Here is a 17,884-nt window from a genome sequence, read left to right on the forward strand (position 1 = left end):
CGCGCACTGCCAGTCGAAAAGCGACAGCCCGCGCGAAAAAAGGCGATGAATCCGACAGAAGAAATGTCGCTATCGCCGGGGCAGGGCGCCTCCTACACTCGCCGGCCAAGGACAACGCAATGGCGGTACGGATGGCACATGACCTGGTAGTGCGCGGCGGCACCGTCTACGACGGCACCGGGGCGAACGGGATGGAAGACACGGATGTCGCCATCGATGGCGGCGTGATCGTGGCCGTCGGCCGCGGGTTGCCGCCCGGCCTGGAGGAAGTGGATGCGCGCGGGCGCATCGTCACGCCCGGTTTCGTCGACGTGCACACGCACTACGACGGCCAGGCCACCTGGGAATCGCACCTCAAGCCCAGCGGCTGGCACGGCGTGACCACCGCGGTGATGGGCAACTGCGGCGTGGGCTTCGCGCCGGTGCGCACCAAGGATCGCGAACTGCTGATCCAGGTCATGGAAGGCGTGGAGGACATCCCCGGCGCCGTGCTGCACGAGGGCCTGCAGTGGTCTTGGGAAAGCTTCGGGGACTATCTGGACGCACTGGACGGCCGGGCGCACGACATCGACGTGTGCGCCCAAGTGCCGCACGCGGCGCTGCGCGTGTACGTGATGGGCGAACGCGCAGCGCGCCTGGAGGAGGCCACCGCCGAAGATGCGGCGCAGATGCGCGCGCTGGCGGCCGAGGCCATCCGCGCCGGCGCTGTCGGCTTTTCCACCTCGCGCACGCTGATCCACAAGACCGCCACCGGCCATCCCTTGCCGACGCTGCACGCCACGGAGCACGAGCTCACCCAGATCGCGCTGGGCCTGAAGGACGCCGGCGGCGGCGTGCTGGAGTACCGCACCGATTTCGACACGCCCGAGCGGCGGCGCGACGAGTTCGGGATCATGCGGCGCATCGTCGAGGCGTCGGGGCGGCCGCTCACGCTGTCTCTGTTCCAGGAGAACAAGACGCCGGACGGCTGGCGCGACCTGCTGGACATGGTCGAATCCGCCTGGGCCGACGGCCTGCCGCTGCGTGCGCAGGTGGCGCCGCGCCAGCTCGGCGTGCTGCTGGGCCTGCAGGGCACCGAGAACCCGTTCTCCAACAACGCGAGCTACCTGCCCATCGCGAAGAAGCCGCTGGCGGAGCGCGTCGCCATCCTGCGCGACCCGGCGATGCGCGCGCGCATCCTGGCCGAGCCGCGGCCATCCCGGCGTGAGTACGCCCACATGTTCCGCATGGATTCGTCCTTCGAATACGCGGCGCGGCGCGAGTGGTCCATTCCGGTGATCGCGGAACGCGGAGGCCGCACCCCCGGCGAAGTGGCCTACGACCTGCTGCTGGCGGACGAGGGCCGCAACTTCATCTACTACGCCGCTGCCAATTACACCGACTTTGGCTTCGGCGCCGTACGCGAGATGCTGGCCAGCCCCGCGTCCATCCTCGGCCTGGGCGACGCGGGCGCGCACGTGACCACGCTGGTCGATGCGAGCTATCCCACGTTCTTCCTCAGCCACTGGGCACGCGATGCCGGCGCCGACGCCTTCGAACTGCCCGCGGCCATCCGCCGGCTGACGATGGACAATGCGCAGGCCATGGGCCTGCCGGACCGGGGCGTGCTGCGCGCCGGGATGAAGGCCGACCTGAACGTGATCGACTTTCAGCGCCTTCGCTGCGAGCGGCCCTTCATGGCCTTCGACCTGCCCGCGGGCGGTCACCGCCTGCTGCAAAAGGCCACCGGCTACACGGCCACCATCGTGTCGGGCCAAGTGGTGTACCGCGACGGCGAAGCCACCGGAGCGCTGCCGGGCCGGCTGGTGCGCGGCCCGGCCGCCATGCGGCACTGACGACAACGAACAAGGAACAACGAAACCATGGACGACTTCCTCCTGTACGAGCAGCACGAAGGCATCGTCACGCTGACGATGAATCGGCCGCAGGAGCGCAACGCGCTCACCGAGGAGCACCAGATGCTGGAGTTCGCGACGGTGTGCGCGCGCATGCGGCGCGACCCGACCGTGAAGGTGGTGATCCTTACCGGCGCGGGCAGCGCGTTCTCCGCCGGCGGCAACCTGAAGAACATGCGCGACAAGAAGGGTTTCTCGGCCGGCTCTCCCGCCGACATCCGCGACTCGTATCGCAACGGCATCCAGCAGATCCCGCTGGCGCTGTACGAACTGGACATCCCCACCATTGCCATGGTCAACGGCCCGGCGATCGGCGCGGGCATGGACCTCACCTGCATGTGCGACCTGCGGGTGGCCTCCGACCAGGCGACGTTCGCCAGCAGCTTCGTCAAGCTGGGCATCGTGCCGGCCGACGGCGGCGCCTGGCTGCTCTCGCGCACGATCGGCCAGACCAAGGCGCTGGAGCTGATGTTCACCGGCGAGACCATCGATGCGCATCGCGCGCTCGCGATCGGCCTGGTCACGATGGTGGCGCCCCACGAGCAGCTGCGCGAAAAGGCGCTGGACCTCGCGCAGCGCATCGCCGCCAATCCGTCACGCACGGTGCGCCTGACCAAGCGGCTGCTGCGCGAGAGCGATCATTCGTCGCTGGCCAGCTCGCTGGAGTTGGCCGCGGCCTACCAGGCGCTGGCGCACAACACCAGCGACCACGACGAAGCGGTGCGCGCATTTCTCGAGAAGCGCCCGCCGGTATTCACGGGGCGCTGAGCGCGATGCAGTTCCGATTCGGCCAAGCGCCCGACCTGGCGCCCTACGAGGCGACTCGCGCACGCGTGCGCGCCTTCCTCGAGGAGGAGCGGGCCGGCGGCCGCTTCGTGCCCTGGAAGACCACCTGGACCACCTTCGACCGCGGCTTCACGCGGCGAGCGGGGGAACGTGGCTTCATCGGCATGACCTGGCCGCGCCGCTACGGCGGCGGTGAATGCCCCGCCTTGGAGCGCTACGTCGTGGTGGAGGAGATGCTGGCCGCCGGCGCACCCTGCGGTGCGCACTGGATCGCCGACCGGCAATCGGGACCGCAGATCCTCCTGCACGGCAGCCAGCGCGCGAGGGACGAGATCCTGCCGCGCATCGTGCGCGGCGAATGCGCATTCGGGATCGGGATGAGCGAGCCCGACTCCGGGTCCGACCTGGCTGCCGTGCGCACGCGCGCGCAGCAGGTCGACGGCGGCTGGCGCATCACCGGCACCAAGGTGTGGACGACCAATGCGCACCAGGTGGACTACCTGATCGTACTGGTGCGCACCGATCCCGAAGCAAAGAAGCACGCCGGCCTGACGCAGATGATCGTGGACACGCGCTCACCGGGGGTGACGGTGCGTCCCATCCTGGACCTGTCGGGCCACCACGAATTCAACGAAGTCCACTTCGAGGGCTGCTTCGTGCCCGATGACATGCTGATCGGCGCACCCGGTGACGGCTGGAAGATGGTGACCTCGGAGCTGTCGCTGGAACGTTCGGGCCCCGACCGCTTCCTCAGCGCCTTCCAGCTGCTGCTGGCCCTGGTGGACGAAGTAGGGCGTTCGCCTGACGCGGCCCAGTCCGCGCAGGTGGGGCGACTGGTCGCGCACCTGGTGACCCTGCGCACGATGTCGGCCTCGGTTGCCGGATTGCTGCAGGCGGGCACCGACCCGGCGACGGAAGCGGCGCTGATCAAGGACCTGGGCACGACCTTCGAGCGCGAGATTCCGGAGTTGGCGCGCTTGCTGGTGGACGTGGAGCCGGCGCGCGAAGGCGGCCGCTTTGCCGCGGCGCTGGCGCAGGTCGAACTGGTGGCGCCCAGCTTCACGCTGCGCGGCGGCACCCGCGAAGTGCTGCGCGGCATCCTCGCGCGTGCCCTGGGATTGCGATGACGATGGCACAACACGATCAGGAAATGGCCGCCCTGGTGGCCGAACACAGCGAGCGCCTGTTCGCCGACCTCGCCACGCCGGCCTTGCTGGCCCGGGCGGACGGCGGCGAATGGTGCCGCGAGGAATGGGCGCAGCTGGCGAGCAGCGGCTACCTGGACGCGCTGGTGCCCGCCAGCCACGGCGGCGCCGGTTTGGCGCCTGCGGACGCCTTTGCGCTGGCGCGGCGCGCCGCCTACCACGCACTGCCGCTGCCGCTGGGAGAAACGCTGGCTGCCCGTGCGCTTTGGTGCGCCGCCGGCGGCGAGCTCGCAGAGCTCGAGGCGCCATGGACGCTGGGCTCCAACGACGCAAGCGACGGGCCGCAGCTGTCGTCCACCGGCGGCCTGCGGCTGCGCGGCACGTTGCGCCGGCTGTCGTGGGCGCGCCACGCGGGCGTGGCGGTGTTGCAGGCCTGGAATGATGCGGGACAGCCCTGCCTCGTGAAGGTGGACCTGCAAGGCGTTCCGAAGGAAGCCGGCAGCAGCCTGGCCAACGAAGCACGGGACACGATCACGCTGGACATGCCGATTCCGGATGATGCGGTGCTGCCGCTCGACCGCCCGGCCATCACGCCGCTGCCGCGCGTTGCCGGCGCGCTGGTGCGCGCGCAGCAGCTGGCCGGCGCGATGCAGCGCTGCCTGGACCTGACGCTGCAGTACGCCGGCGAGCGCGTGCAATTCGGTCAGCCGATCGGCAAGTTTCCCGCCGTGCAGGCGATGCTGGTAGAAGCCGTCGGCGAAACGGCCGCGGCGGGCGCGGCGGTGGAGCTCGCGTGCTCGCGCTGGGACGGCGACCCCGCGCAACTGGAATTCCTGACGGCGGTTGCCAAGTCACGCGCCGGCGAAGCCGCCGGCAAGGTGGCCACCGCCTGCCACCAGGTGCACGGCGCGATCGGTTTCACGCAGGAGCACGTGCTCCATCACTTCACGCGACGGCTCTGGTCCTGGCGCGACGAGTTCGGGTCGGAGACGTGGTGGAACCGCCGCCTGGGCGAACTCGCGTGCAGCCGCGGCGCCGACGCGCTGTGGCCGGCCGTCACGCGGCTTTGATCGCTCCCGGACCGCATTCGAAACGCGACTCCGAGTCGGCGAAAAAAAGTCGCTTTCCGGGGCGAGGGGTGCTGTCTATGCTTCTGCGCATCATGAAGGCAATGGACTGAAGCCCGCGCTGCCGCGACGAGCAAGGGGAGAAGATGGGAAAGAACGATTTCAGCCGGGGCCCGCTGCAGGGCGTGCGCATCGTGGACCTCACGAGCGTCGTCCTCGGGCCGTATGCCACCCGCATCCTGGGCGACATGGGCGCCGACGTGATCAAGGTGGAGACGCCAAGCGGCGACCAGACCCGGCACTACCGTCCCATGCGCAGCGATGGCATGGCGGGCTACTACATGAACCTCAACCGCAACAAGCGCAGCGTGTCGCTGGACTTGAAGCGGCCCGAAGGCCTGCGGGCGCTGATGAAGCTGGTGGCGGGTGCGAACGTGTTCGTGCACAACATGCGGCAGCAGGCCGCCGACCGCCTGGGCGTGGGCTATGCGGCCGTGCGGGAGGTGAACCCGGAGATCGTCTACTGCGGCGCCGTCGGCTTCGGCTCGACGGGACCGTACGCGGACAAGGCGGCCTACGACGACGTGATCCAGGCGGGCTCGGGCCTGGCGAGCCTGTCGGCGCGCGTGCAGGGCGATCCGTCCTATGCGCCCACCGTGCTGTGCGACAAGATCACCGGCCAGGCCGTCGCCTATGCGGTGCTCGGCGCGCTGCACCAGCAGGCGCGCGGCGGCGGGGGCCAGGCCCTCGAAGTGCCGATGCTCGAGACCGCCGTGGAATTCGCGCTGGTCGAACACCTGCATGCGGCGACGTTCGAGCCGCCGCTGGGCGAGCACGGCTTCGGCCGCGTGCTCAGCCGCTACCGCAAGCCCTTCCGCACCGCCGACAGCTTCATGTGCATCCTGCCGTATTCCGACCGCAACTGGCAGGACTTCTTCCGCTTCACGGGGCGCGACGACTTCCTCGGAGACCCGCGGTTCACCAGCCTGGCCGACCGCGCGCAGCACATCGACCGGCTGTACGCGCTGGTGGAGGAGGAGGCGCCGCACCACACCAACGCCGAGTGGATCGCTTTCTGCGACGGCGTCAGCATCCCCTGCATGCCCGTGCATGCGCTGGAAGACCTGGCCGGCGACGCGCACCTGCAGGCCGTCGGAATGTTCCAGGCCAAGGTGCACCCGACCGAGGGCCCGTACCGTTCGGTGCGAAGCCCCATCACCTTCGGGGGCAGCAAGTTCGAGGTGCGCCATCACGCGCCGCGCCTGGGTGAAAACACGCGCGAGGTGCTGCGCGAAGCCGGCGTCAGCGAGAAGGACATCGACGCCCTGGTGAGTTCAGGTTCGGCGGTGCAGGCGGCCGAGACCCCATGAGCGCTGCCTGGGTCGCAGGCGCGTTCGAACACCCGGCGCGCCACGCGCCCGAACTGTCGCTGGCGCAGCTGCACGCGGAGTGTGCGCGCGGCGCGCTGGCCGATGCTGGCCTGCAGCTCACCGACGTCGACGGCTACTTCTGCGCAGCCGATGCGCCGGGCGCGAGCCCGCTGTACATGGCGGACTATCTGAATCTCGACCTGCGGTGGATCGACGGAACGGAGTCGGGCGGTTGCTCGTACCTCGTCCACGTGGCGCATGCCGCCGCGGCCATCGCAAGCGGCCAATGCAACGTGGCCCTGGTCACGCTGGCCGGCAAGCCGCGCAGCGATCGCGCGCCGCCGGGGCTGGCCTCATCCGGCGCGACGGGGCCGCCGGACGCGGCGCTGGAAGCGCCGTACCGGCCCACCATCGCCGGCATCTACGGCCTGATCGCGCAGCGCTACATGCACCAGCACGGCGCCACGCCGGAACAGCTTGCCTGGGTAAAGGTCACGGCCTCGCTGCATGCGCAGCACAATCCGCGAGCGCTGCTGCCGAAACCCGTGACGGTGCAGGAGGTGCTGGCTTCGCCGGTGATCGCCGACGGCATCCGGCGCCTGGACTGCTGCGTGGTCACCGACGGCGGCGGCGCACTCGTGCTCACGCGTCCGGAGATCGCGCGCTCCCTCGGACGGCCCCTGGTGCGCGTGGCCGGCAGCGGGCAGGCCGTGCGCACGCGGCAGGGCGGATACGCCGACATCACGGTCACGGGCGCCGTGCAATCCGGCGCGGCGGCGTTCGCGCAAGCGCGCATGCAGCCCGCGGACGTGCAGTACGCGTCCATCTACGACAACTTCACCATCATGGTGCTGCTGCAGCTGGAGGATCTGGGGTTCTGCGCGAAGGGTGAGGCCGGCCGCTTCGCCGCGGATGGCCATCTGCTGGCGGGCAGCGGCCGCCTGCCCTGGAACACGGACGGCGGCGGACTGTGCAACAACCATCCCGGCAACCGCGGTGGCATGACCAAGCTGGTCGAAGCCGTGCGGCAATTGCGCGGAGAGGCGCATCCGGCCGTCCAGGTGAAGGACTGCGCGGTAGCGCTTGCCTGCGGCCCCGGCAAGGTGATGGGCAGCGGCCACGGCCACGCCACCGTGCTGCTGGAACGGGAGGGCTGACGATGGAAGGTGCAGCTTTCTCCGCCTTCCGGGCCGCTGCTGCCGAGGGGCGCCTGCTGCTCCCCGTTTGTGTGCGTTGCGCCCGTGCACACTGGTACCCGCGCGCGTTCTGCCCTTTGTGCGGCGGACCGGACATCGAATGGCAGGCGGCGACGGGTGCAGGAACGGTCTACAGCGTCAGCGTGGTGCGGCGCACGGAGACGCCGTACGCGCTGGTGCTGGTCACGCTGGATGAAGGCCCCACCGTGCTGAGCAACATGGTCGAATGCGACCTGGACGCCGTGCGCATCGGCGACCGCGTGCGTGCCCTCGTCACAGCCGGCGACGGCGTCATCCCCCTGATCCTGTTCACGCCCGAGCGGCAGGCGAACCCATGAACAACGACTACACCACCATCGAAGTGCAGCAGGACGAACGCGGCGTCGCCACCGTGTGGCTGGCACGGCCGCAGGTGCGCAACGCCATGAACGGCACCATGTGGGAGGAACTGCGCGATGCGTTCGCGCGCATCGAGGCGGATGCCGCGACCCGCGTGGCCGTCCTCAGCGGCCGCGGCGAGACCTTCTGCTCGGGCGGAGACCTGAAGTACCAGGGTTCGCAACGCGAATCCTCTCGCGACGAGCGCGTGCGGGAAGCGGGCAAGCTGGCCCTGCTGCTGCGCGACATGGACCTGCTGTCCAAGCCGTTGGTCGCGCGTGTCAACGGATCGGCCTTCGCCGGCGCGATGGCGCTGATCTGCGTTGCCGACGTGGCGATCGGAACCACTGCGGGCCGCTTCGCCATCACCGAGGCGAGGCTCGGGATGGTCCCGGGCATGATATCGCCCTACGTCACCCGCCGCGTCGGCATCTCGCAGGCGCGCAGGCTTTTCCTTTCCGCGCGCCAGTTCAGCGGCGAGGAGGCGGTGCGCTACGGGCTGCTGCACGAGGCCGTGTCGCCCGAGAGCCTGGACGACGCGATCGAGGACGAGGTCCGCCACTTCCTGGCGTGCGGCCCGCAGGCGCTGGGCACGATCAAGAAGCTGCTGGCCTACGTGTCGACGCACGGCCAGGAAGACAACTTCACCTACGCTGTCGACCGTGTCGCCGACATGTGGGACTCACCCGAGGCCCGCGAAGGCATCGCCAGCTTCTTCGAGAAGCGCAAGCCGGGCTGGCATCGCGGTTAGACTCCGCCCCCGTCACGAACCCAGCCGCTCGCGCTTGAGTGCGCCCATCTCGAGTTCGCGGTCCCAGGCGCCTGCCGCACCGGCGTCGCGCAGCACGTGTTTCTGCACCTTGCCGGTAGGCGTCTTCGGCAGCTCCGCCAGGACGCGCAGGTAGCGCGGCACCATGAAGTGCGGCAGCCGCGGCAGCAGGAAGTCGACCAGCGCGCGCGGTTCGACGTCGGCGCCCGGCTGGCACGAGAGCACCACCAGCACCTCGTCTTCGCCATGCTCGCTGCGCGCGGCCACGGCGGCGGCTTCGCGCACGCCGGGGTACTGCAGGACCTCGCGCTCCACCTCGAAGGACGACACGTTCTCGCCGCGGCGGCGGATGGCGTCCTTCAGGCGATCGACGAAATGGAACTCGCCCTGCGCGTCGACCCGGAAGGCATCGCCCGTGTGGAACCAGCCATTCCGCCAGGCGCGCGCGGTCGCTTCGGGCGCACCTTCGTAGCCATGGCCGAAGGCCCAGGGCATGTCGGCGCGCAGCAGCAGTTCGCCGGTGGCGCCCGTCGGCATCTCGCAGTCGTTTTCGTCCGCCACCCGCGCCTCGATGCCCGGCCGCGGCCGGCCGCAGCTGCCCGGCGTGCCGGGGTTCCGGCCGGAAAACAGCGGACACGAGACTTCGGTCATGTTGAAGGCCGTGTACAGGTCGATGCCGAAGCGCTCGTGGATCGACCGTGCATCCTCGGTCAACGGAACCATCAAGGCATGGCGCAGCGTGTGCTCGCGGTCGCGCTCCGAGGGCGGCTCCCCCAGCAGGAAGCGCGTCATGGCGCCCAGCAGGGTGAGGAAGGTCGCTTCCGTGGCGCGGACATCGTCCCAGAATTCGTGGGTGCGGAAGGACTCCACGACGGCGATTGAGGCGCCGCGGATCAGCATGCGGTAGATGGCGCCGGTGCCGGCCTGGTGGAACAGGGGCAGCGTGGTCAGGCCGCGGTCGTCCTCGCGCAGGAAGTGGAAGGCCGCGCCCGCTGCGTGCAGGTGCAGATAGGACGACAGGACCGCCTTCGAGGGTCCCGTGGTGCCGGAGGTGAAGATGATGCTCTGCAGGTCCCAGGGTTCGATGGGCCGCGCAAGCGGCGCGGGCTCCCCCGGCGCTTCGAGGATTGCCGCGAGGTCCGTGCAGTCAAAGCCCTGTACCTCGGAGGTCCCTTCGCCGGTGAGCGCCAGCCGCCGCAGGGCCCCCGTGTCGAGGCCCGCCAGCCGGTCGGCCAGGCGGCGATGCGCCAGCATCAGGGTGCCGCCGCCAGTGCGCACGGCATGCGCGAGCAGCTCGCCGCGGTAGCTGGTGTTCAGGGGCGCGAACACCGCGCCCGCGTAATTGATGGCGAACCAGGCGAGGATCGCCTCCGCCCCGTTGGGCAGCCAGCAAAGCACGCGCTCACCCTGGGCGACCCCGGCGCGCTGCAGCCCGGCCGTCGCGGCGCGCACCTTGGCGTGCAGTTCGCGATAGGTCCAGCGGCGGCCGTCGCGAAAGACCGCGAACACGGCGTCGGGCCGCTCACGCGCATGCCGGTCCAGGAGGTCGCGCAGCACGCACTCGTCGCGCGGCGGCATGCGGGGGTCGAGCGCCATGGCCGCCATGCTAGGCAAGGTGCGTTGCCCGGCCAAGCGAAAAATGGGACTCAGCGCGCTTGCTCGAAACGACTTGGTGCGCAGTCGAAAATTTCGCTTTCGCGCTTGCCCAGGGCGCGCCAGACTGGCTGGCGTCAGCACGACGACAGCAGGAGACACCATGACCCGGATGACCAGGCGCCTTGCCGCGATCGCCATGCTGGCGGGCGCCGCGCTGGCGACGAACGCCGCCGCGCAGGACTTTCCCACCAAGCCGATCCGCCTCATCGTCCCCGGGCCGCCCGGCGGGCCGACCGACATGCTGGCGCGCGAACTCGCCAACAAGCTCACCGAGTACCTGCCGCAACCGACGGTGGTGATCAACCAGGCCGGTGCCGGCGGCATGATCGGCGCCAGCACCGTGGCCAAGGCCGATCCCGACGGCTACACGCTCCTCTTCGGCAACAGTGGTCCCTTGGCTTCCAACATGAGCCTGTACGAGAAGGTGCCCTACGACGTGCAGCGCGATTTCATCGCGATCGCGCGCTTTGTCGAACTGCCGAACGTGCTGCTGGTGGGCAACAAGGTGCCGGCGAACTCCGTGTCCGAACTGGTCGCGCTGATCCAGAAGGGTGGCAACTGGAGCTACGGCTCCGGCGGCAACGGGTCGAGCCACCACATCAGCGGTGCGATGTTCGCCAAGCGTGCCGGCGTCGCCATCACGCACGTGCCGTACAAGGGCTCCACGCCGGCGATGCAAGACGTGATCGGCGGCCAGATCCCCATCAATTTCACGGGCCTCGTCGACGCGCTCCCGCAAATCAAGGCGGGCACGGTGAAAGCCCTGGCGGTCACCACGCTGCAACGAGCGCCCGCGATGCCCAACCTGCCGACCATGAGCGAGGCGGGACTGGCCGGCTACAACGTCGGCGCCTGGATGGGTGTCGTGGCGCCCGCTGGCACGCCGCCCAAGGTGGTGGAAGCCCTCAACGCAGCCATCGTCCGCGCCGGACGCTCGCCCGAGATGGTGAAGAAGGTGACGGATCTGGGAGGCTCGATCGTCGTGGGAACGCCGGCCGAATTCGCCGACTTCATGAAGAAGGACATCGCGCACTGGGCCGCTCTCGTCAAGGAGTCCGGCGCGAGGTTGGACTGACGGCGTGCTCAGGCGGGCGCGTGCGAGTACATCGCGCGCCCTGCCACCGGCATGCGCGCGCGCAGCACCGTGCCGCTGTGCGATTCCGTCACGTACAGCCAGCGATTGTCGGGCCCCCCGTACGCCGAATTGGTGGTGTAGCTGTCCGCACAGGAGCGCACGCGCGCCATGGGTTCACCCATCGCGCTGAACAGCCATACGCTCCCCAGGCCGGGATGGCACACCGCCAGATTGCCCGCCTCGTCCATCGCCAGGCCGTCGGGCCCGAGGCCCCCGGACAACTGCAGGAACACGCCAACGCGTGAAGGCGTGCCGTCGTCCAGCAGCGGCAACCGCCACACGGCGTTGGCCCGGGTGACGGCAACGAACAAGGAGTGCTCCTGCGCGTCGAGCACGATTCCGTTCGGGCTGGGGATGTTTCGCATCACCACGTCCAGCTTGCCGCCTGCGCGCAGGCAGTAGATCCGGCCGGCCGGATCCTCCAGGCCTGACTGGCCCTGGTCGGTGAAGTAGAGGTCGCCATTGGAGGCGAATACCAGGTCGTTGACGCCGCGAAAGCGCTCCAGCACCGGCCGGTCGCACACCGTCTCCATCCTGCCGGTGCGCGCGTCCAGCCGCAGGATGCCGTGCATGTGGTCGGCGACCCAGACGCGGCCCTCGCGATCCAGCTTCAGGCCGTTGGGTTCGCCCTCGTACTCCGCCACCAGGTCCCACTCGCCGCGCGGGTCGATCCGGAAGATGCGGCCGTAGGGAATGTCGGTGACGTACAGGTTGCCGGCCCGGTCGAAGCTGGGGCCTTCCAGGAAGCTTTCGATGGGCTGGCTGCGCCGCAGCACCCGCACCCACTCGGGCACGCGCCCGCGCAGGCGGTAGCGCTCGGGCATGGCGCTGAACACTTCCGTCGCGATGTCGGGCGGTGCGGCGAACATGCGCGTTCCTGCCTCAGGCGGCAGCGGGGGACCAGAACAGGTTCTCGGAACCGAAGTCGGCCTCCTGCTCCACCAGTTCCCGCATGACCTGCACCAGCTTGCGGTCGTCGTCGCGTCGCCAGATCAGCGAGTAGGGCACGGGAGGCAGCGGCGGGTCGCTGTCCAGGGGGACGAGCAGGCCGCGGTTGAACAGCGGCTGGACGTAGCGTCGCGGCTGGAAGCTCAGTCCCACGCCGGCCACGGTGAGCGCGATGATCGCGCCGCGGCTGTTGCAGGGAATGGTCCGGATGGGGCGGATGTGGTTGGCGGCGGACCACGCTTCGAACAGCGCATTGAGGCCCGAGTCCTGCGCGTTGCTCACCACCGGCATGGTCGCGAAGTGTTCCTTGGTCAGCACGGTACGCCGGCGCAGCCGTGCAGGCGAAGCCGTCCACACGAACTCGATCTCGGAGATCACCTTGCTGTCGATCTCCGGGCTGCTGGCGGGGCCGGCGATGGTGGCCAGATCGAGTTCACCGCGCAGCACCGCGTTTTCCCAAGCGCGAGACAGGCCCACCTGGGGCTCCAGCGTGATGGCGGGGTGCTCCTGCTCCATCCGCGCGGCGAGCGCCGGAAACCAGGTGGTGGCCGACAGCTCGGTCAGGCCGAAGCGGCAGGTGCCGCGCACGCCTTGCGACTGCTGGGCGAGGCTGGCGCGGATGTCGCGCTCGAACTCCAGCATCGGCCCTGCCTTTTCCAGCAGGATCTCACCGGCGGCGGTGAGCGTGGCGCGGCGACCGTTGCGGTCGAACAGCTGCTGCCCCAGGTCCTCCTCCAGCTCGGCCACCCGCTTGGAGAGCGAGGATTGGGTGACATGCAGCCTCTGGGCGGCAATGGCGAAGGTGCCCAGCTTGGCGGCCCAATAGAACGCTTGGAGTTGCTTGAGGGTCATGGCGGTGCGATGCGGTGACCGCAGTCTAGCCGGGACGCCCGGGGCTGGGTCGCTGCTCATCCGCCGAATCGCCGGCATCTCCGTGAGGCTCCGGATGGGGGATGCCCTAGGCGCGTTGCCGCGGCAGCGGCTTGAGCGGCCAGCCCAGTTCGCGCAGGTGGTCGCGCCAGGGCGGCACGCGCGGGTCCGCGTTGCGTCGGACGTAGTACGCGATGAGCGGCTGGTACCAGTCGACGAGGCGGCGCAGCTCACCGATCGGCTCGTCGTCCATGTCGACTCGCAGGTCCACCAGCGGAAAGGAAGCGTCCCCGTAGACGGTGAGCACGGCAGAGTTCTGCCCGGTCGGCTGGCCGCCGGCGTCGCGCCCGGCCTCGACGGCGCGCATCAGTCGTTCCGCCAGGTCTTCGGCCGCGGAGGACTCGAATGCGCTGGACATGGCCTGCACCACGCCGCTGTCGCACACCATGTTGCCGGCCGCGGCGTAGCCGGCGCCCTGCAGCATCGAGGCGTGGTCACGCGCCTGCGAGCCGCTGAGGATCGCCACCGACTCGCCGGCGAGCACCGCGACTTGGCGGTAGTCGATCCGCGGGTCGCGCTCGCGCATGCCCGCGAGCACCGCTTGCGCATCGAGGCCCTGCTCCAGCAGGGCCGCGCCTGCTTCCACCAGCGGGTAGTCGATCGCCGCCTGCACCAGCACGCCGCCGCGGCCCGGAAGGAACTTGAAGCAGCGCGTGCCAACTGCCGGCGTGCCGGTTGCCTGGCCGATGCCGTAGTGCCCGGTGCGCGGGCAGCGTGCGATGACGGCGAACGTCACTGCCCGCTGCCCTGGAAGCAGGAGGCGTTCGCCGCGCCGGTGCCCTTGACGGCGGCAATGACGCATTGCCAGGTCTTTGATTCCGCCGCGATGGTGTTGCGCGCGACCTCCACGGGCCCGCCGGTGCGCACCAGTCCCAGGTCGGCCATCTGCTTTTGCACCGAGGGCCGGGCCAGCACCTGGTTGACGGCCGTATTCATGCGCGTGACCACTTCGGGCGGCAGCTTGGCCGGCCCGACGATGATGAACGAGGAGCCGGCCTCGTAGCCTGGAATGGTCGTTTCGGCGATGGTGGGCAGCTGCGGCAGCGTGGCAAAGCGGGCGCGCGAACCGGCCGCGATGGCCTTGATGGTGCCGGCCTGAAGGTGGGGCAGGGCGGCGGTGTAGGTGACCATGCTGAGGTCGATTTCTCCGCCCAGCAGCGCGGTGAGGATCGGCGCCTCGCCCCGGTAGGGCACGCGCAGGAACTCCACGTTCTGCAGTCGCGATAGGTAGCCGTATGTGAGCGGCACCGCGCCGATGCCATCCAGCGAAAGGTCTCCATACGTGACCTTGCCCGGACGGGCGGCGGCCTGTTCCAGCACCTGCTGCAGCGTGCCGGCGGGGAAGTCCTTGCGCGCCACGAACACGAGCTGCGAACGCGCGACGTGCGCCACGTACGTGAGGTCGTTCAATCCGTATGGAATGGCCTGGCCGGAGATGAAGGCCATGGTCAGGTTGGTGGAAGCCGCCAGCGCCAGGGTATAGCCGTCGGGGGCCGACTTGGCCACCTGGTCGACCGCGATCACCCCGCCCGCGCCGGTGCGGTTCTCCACCACGACGGTCTGCCCGAGCTCCGCCTGTAGCTCCTGCGCCAGCAGGCGCGCGGTGGCATCGACGGCGCCGCCGGGCGCGAACGGCACCACCAGCTTCACCGGCCTGGTGGGCCAAGCCTGCGCGTGCGCCGCGGCCATCGCGCAAACGGCGAGCCCGGCGAAGAAGAGGCGCGAGAAGGTTTTCATGCGCCCACCTCGACGGGGGCAACGTCGAACTCCTGGTAGCCGCGCGCCGCGATGCCGTCGCAGATCTCCTTGTAGCGGCCCAGCCCGCCGACGTAGGGCATGAACACGCGGGGCTTGCCCTCGATGTTGGCGCCGCTGTACCAGGAGTTGGCGGTCGGGTAGAGGGTGGCGTTCGCGACTTCCGAGACGTGGTCCACCCACTGGTCTTCCAGCTGCACGCGCGGCTCGATGCGGGAGATGCCGCGCTCGCGCAGCCATTGCAGGCAGTCGGCGACCCACGCGACGTGCTGCTCGATGTGGCACAGCATGTTGGTCTTCACCGAGGGGCTGCCGGGCCCGGTGATGAGGAACATGTTCGGAAATCCCGCGACCATCAGGCCGAGGTAGGCACGCGGGCCGTGCTGCCACTTGTCGTTGAGCTTCACGCCGCCGCTGCCGCGGATGTTCATTTCCTTGAGCGCACCGGTCATCGCGTCGTAGCCGGTGGCGAACACGAGGGTGTCCAGCTCGTACCGGGCCTGTTCCGTCTTCATGCCGTCGGGCGTGACCGTGACGATCGGGTCCTTGCGAACGTCCACCAGCTTGACGTTCGGGCGGTTGAAGGTTTCGAAATAGTTGGTGTCCAGGCACAGGCGCTTGGTGCCGATCAGGTGGTCCTTCGGGCACAGCATCTCGGCGGTGGCCGGATCCTGGACGATGCCGCGGATCTTGCGCCGCACGAAGTCGCCCGCGGTCTCGTTGGCCACCGGGTCGGTGAGCATGTCCTTGTAGGCGCTCAGAAAGGCGATGTTGCCGCCCACGCCCCACTGCTTCTCGTAGGAGCGGTCGCGCTCCTCGGGCGGGTCTTCATAGACGGTCCTGGTCGGCGGCTCGTAGCCGGCAATGCCGAAGCCGGAGGCCAGTGCGACCTGCCGCCAGCGCGCGTATTCGGCCTTGCGCCTGCGCTCCACCTCCGGGTCCATGGGTTTGTTCACGGCCGGCACGCTGAAGTTCGCCGTTCTCTGGAACACCGTGAGGTGCGTGGCCTGTTCGGCGATCCTGGGGATCACCTGGATGCCCGACGAACCGGTGCCGACCACGCCGACGCGCTGGCCGCTGAAGTCCACCGCTTCATGCGGCCACAAGCCGGTGTGGTAGACCTTGCCTCGGAAGCTGTCCAGTCCCGGGAAGGGCGGGATGCGCGGCAGCGAAAGGTTGCCGCTGGCCATGATGCAGAAGCGCGCGCGCACGCTCTCGCCCGCGTCGGTGGTGACGGTCCACAGCCCTGATGCGTCGTCGAAGGCCATGCCGTTGACGCGCGTGTTCAGGGTGACGTGGCGGCGCAGGTCGAAGCGGTCTGCCACATGGTTGACGTAGCGCAGGATGTCCGGCTGCGCCGCGTAGCGCTCCGGCCACTGCCACTCCTGCTGCAGTTCTTCCGAGAACGAGTACGAGTACTCCAGACTCTCGATGTCGCAGCGCGCCCCGGGATAGCGGTTCCAGAACCAGGTGCCGCCGACTCCGCTGCCCGCCTCGAAGGCGCGCAGCGACATGCCCAGCTTCAGCAGTCGGTGGATCGCGTACAGGCCGGAGAAGCCGGCACCAACCACCACGGCATCCAGCACGGCGCCGGTACTGCTCGCGGTCTCGTCTCGTTTCATGTCGTCCTCTCGATGGGCCCGGGGCACGATAAACAATGCCCGTGGGAGCGGAAAGCGACTTTTTTTCTTCCGCTCGCAGTCCCTTTTTTCGTGCGCCCGTGCGCGCCGCAGCGCGGCCGAATGTTCTACGGGTTCTCCCCGCCTCGCCGCTGCGACAAAAACGACTCCGTGGCGGCGAATAAAAGTCGCTTTTCCGAAGACCGTGCGCTGGCTAAAGTCGCGGCGCATCGCCGATGCACGCAGGAGACAAACGCATGGTCACCAAGAGAGCATTCCTGTCGGGCGGCGTGGCCGCCCTCGTGGCCTCACCGTGGAGCTGGACGCACGCGCAGGGCGTGTACCCGAACAAGCCGGTGCGGCTGGTCATCGCCACCGGCCCTGGCGGAGCCGGCAGCACGCTGGCACAGATCCTCAGCGACGGCCTGCAGGGACCGCTGGGCCAGCCCGTGGTCATGGACTACAAACCCGGGGCCTCGGGCAACATCGCTGGAGACAACGTTGCCAAGTCGCCCGCCGACGGCTACTCGCTGTTGCTGGCATTCAATTCGCTGCTGGCGATCAACCCGCTGCTGTTCTCGAAGATGTCCTTCGAGCCGAGCAAGGACTTCGTGCCGGTCGCAAGCTGCATCGCCTATCCCAACATCCTGGTCGTGCCGGGCGAGTCTCCGCTGAAATCGGTCGACGACATCCGCGCCGCGGCGAAGGCGCAACCGCTGTCGCACGCCTCGGTGGCGGTCGGCAGTACCGCGCACCTGGCAGGCGAGCTGTTCGCCAGGCAGTTGGGAGTGCAGTTGCTGCATGTTCCCTACAAGTCCGCGCCAGCGGCACGGCAGGACCTTATCGGCGGACGCATCAGCATGATGTTCACCGACCCGTCGGCCTTGCCTCTCATCAAGGAGGGCCGCCTGCGCGCCCTGGCTATCAGCGGTGCCCAGCGCATGGATGTGCTGCCGGGCGTAGCGACACTGCAGGAGCACGGCATGAAGAATTTCGACGTGCAGGTGGTGTTCGGCGTCATGGCGCCGGCCAGGACGCCGCCGGAAATCGTCAGGCGCCTCGAGGCCGAGATCGGCAAGGTGCTGGCGCGCGAGGACGTCAAGGAAAAGTTCTCCGCCCAAGGCATTCGCGTGGCGCACCCGACCACGGCAGACGCCTTCGGCCAGCGTATTCGCCAGGAGGTGGCCGTCTGGTCGCCGGTGGTCAAGGAACTCAACATCCGCCTGGACTGAACA

General features: G+C 69.2%; 16 protein-coding genes. 10 read left to right on the forward strand and 6 right to left on the reverse strand.

Annotated features, from left to right (window positions below):
• The first annotated feature begins 131 nt into the window (after positions 1-131).
• The 8 genes from WG902_RS00410 (at position 132) to WG902_RS00445 (ending at position 8,588) form a co-directional block, all read left to right on the forward strand.
• On the forward strand, positions 132-1,835 hold the full coding sequence (locus tag WG902_RS00410) for an N-acyl-D-amino-acid deacylase family protein (protein WP_340057898.1): 1,704 nt from the start codon (positions 132-134) through the stop codon (positions 1,833-1,835).
• Between the two features lie 27 nt (positions 1,836-1,862).
• Complete coding sequence (locus tag WG902_RS00415; protein ID WP_340057899.1) at positions 1,863-2,663, forward strand: crotonase/enoyl-CoA hydratase family protein; 801 nt, start codon at positions 1,863-1,865, stop codon at positions 2,661-2,663.
• A gap of 5 nt (positions 2,664-2,668) precedes the next feature.
• Positions 2,669-3,808 carry an acyl-CoA dehydrogenase family protein gene (locus WG902_RS00420; RefSeq protein ID WP_340057901.1) on the forward strand — a complete coding sequence of 380 codons (1,140 nt, stop codon included), beginning with the start codon at positions 2,669-2,671 and terminating at the stop codon, positions 3,806-3,808.
• A gap of 23 nt (positions 3,809-3,831) precedes the next feature.
• Positions 3,832-4,896: an acyl-CoA dehydrogenase family protein gene (locus WG902_RS00425; RefSeq protein WP_340057903.1), complete on the forward strand. Its 1,065-nt coding sequence runs from the start codon at positions 3,832-3,834 to the stop codon at positions 4,894-4,896.
• Between the two features lie 143 nt (positions 4,897-5,039).
• On the forward strand, positions 5,040-6,263 hold the full coding sequence (locus WG902_RS00430; RefSeq protein WP_340057904.1) for a CaiB/BaiF CoA transferase family protein: 1,224 nt from the start codon (positions 5,040-5,042) through the stop codon (positions 6,261-6,263).
• Positions 6,260-7,420, forward strand: coding sequence for a thiolase domain-containing protein (locus WG902_RS00435; protein ID WP_340057905.1), 1,161 nt, complete (start codon positions 6,260-6,262; stop codon positions 7,418-7,420). The genes WG902_RS00430 and WG902_RS00435 overlap by 4 nt, the downstream gene beginning before the upstream one ends.
• A gap of 2 nt (positions 7,421-7,422) precedes the next feature.
• Positions 7,423-7,797, forward strand: a complete 375-nt coding sequence (locus WG902_RS00440) for a Zn-ribbon domain-containing OB-fold protein (protein ID WP_340057906.1) — start codon at positions 7,423-7,425, stop codon at positions 7,795-7,797.
• A complete protein-coding gene (locus WG902_RS00445) occupies positions 7,794-8,588 on the forward strand; it encodes an enoyl-CoA hydratase-related protein (RefSeq protein ID WP_340057907.1) in 795 nt (264 codons plus the stop codon). Before WG902_RS00440 ends, WG902_RS00445 begins: the two co-directional genes overlap by 4 nt.
• 12 nt (positions 8,589-8,600) lie before the next feature.
• Here WG902_RS00445 and WG902_RS00450 read toward each other — a convergent pair whose 3' ends face one another.
• Positions 8,601-10,202, reverse strand: a complete 1,602-nt coding sequence (locus tag WG902_RS00450) for an AMP-binding protein (RefSeq protein WP_340057908.1) — start codon at positions 10,200-10,202, stop codon at positions 8,601-8,603.
• 169 nt (positions 10,203-10,371) lie between these two features.
• Here WG902_RS00450 and WG902_RS00455 point away from each other — a divergent pair, with 169 nt between their 5' ends.
• Positions 10,372-11,337: a Bug family tripartite tricarboxylate transporter substrate binding protein gene (locus WG902_RS00455; protein ID WP_340057909.1), complete on the forward strand. Its 966-nt coding sequence runs from the start codon at positions 10,372-10,374 to the stop codon at positions 11,335-11,337.
• Positions 11,338-11,345: 8 nt separating this feature from the next.
• Here WG902_RS00455 and WG902_RS00460 read toward each other — a convergent pair whose 3' ends face one another.
• The 5 genes from WG902_RS00460 to WG902_RS00480 form a co-directional block, all read right to left on the reverse strand.
• Positions 11,346-12,266, reverse strand: coding sequence for an SMP-30/gluconolactonase/LRE family protein (locus tag WG902_RS00460; RefSeq protein ID WP_340057910.1), 921 nt, complete (start codon positions 12,264-12,266; stop codon positions 11,346-11,348).
• A 13-nt stretch (positions 12,267-12,279) separates the two neighbouring features.
• Positions 12,280-13,197 carry a LysR family transcriptional regulator gene (locus tag WG902_RS00465; protein WP_340057911.1) on the reverse strand — a complete coding sequence of 306 codons (918 nt, stop codon included), beginning with the start codon at positions 13,195-13,197 and terminating at the stop codon, positions 12,280-12,282.
• Between the two features lie 106 nt (positions 13,198-13,303).
• Positions 13,304-14,011, reverse strand: a complete 708-nt coding sequence (locus WG902_RS00470; RefSeq protein WP_340057912.1) for a DUF1028 domain-containing protein — start codon at positions 14,009-14,011, stop codon at positions 13,304-13,306.
• The gene (locus tag WG902_RS00475) at positions 14,008-15,012 is read right to left on the reverse strand and encodes a tripartite tricarboxylate transporter substrate binding protein (protein WP_340057913.1); all 1,005 of its coding nucleotides are present in this window, start codon (positions 15,010-15,012) and stop codon (positions 14,008-14,010) included. The genes WG902_RS00470 and WG902_RS00475 overlap by 4 nt, the downstream gene beginning before the upstream one ends.
• Positions 15,009-16,652, reverse strand: a complete 1,644-nt coding sequence (locus tag WG902_RS00480) for a flavin-containing monooxygenase (protein ID WP_340057914.1) — start codon at positions 16,650-16,652, stop codon at positions 15,009-15,011. The genes WG902_RS00475 and WG902_RS00480 overlap by 4 nt, the downstream gene beginning before the upstream one ends.
• Positions 16,653-16,906: 254 nt before the next feature.
• Between WG902_RS00480 and WG902_RS00485 the strand changes: the two genes are divergently transcribed.
• The gene (locus WG902_RS00485; protein ID WP_340057915.1) at positions 16,907-17,881 is read left to right on the forward strand and encodes a Bug family tripartite tricarboxylate transporter substrate binding protein; all 975 of its coding nucleotides are present in this window, start codon (positions 16,907-16,909) and stop codon (positions 17,879-17,881) included.
• Positions 17,882-17,884: the final 3 nt, after the last annotated feature.

The organism is Ramlibacter sp. PS3R-8, from assembly GCF_037572435.1.
Lineage (GTDB): Bacteria > Pseudomonadota > Gammaproteobacteria > Burkholderiales > Burkholderiaceae_C > Ramlibacter.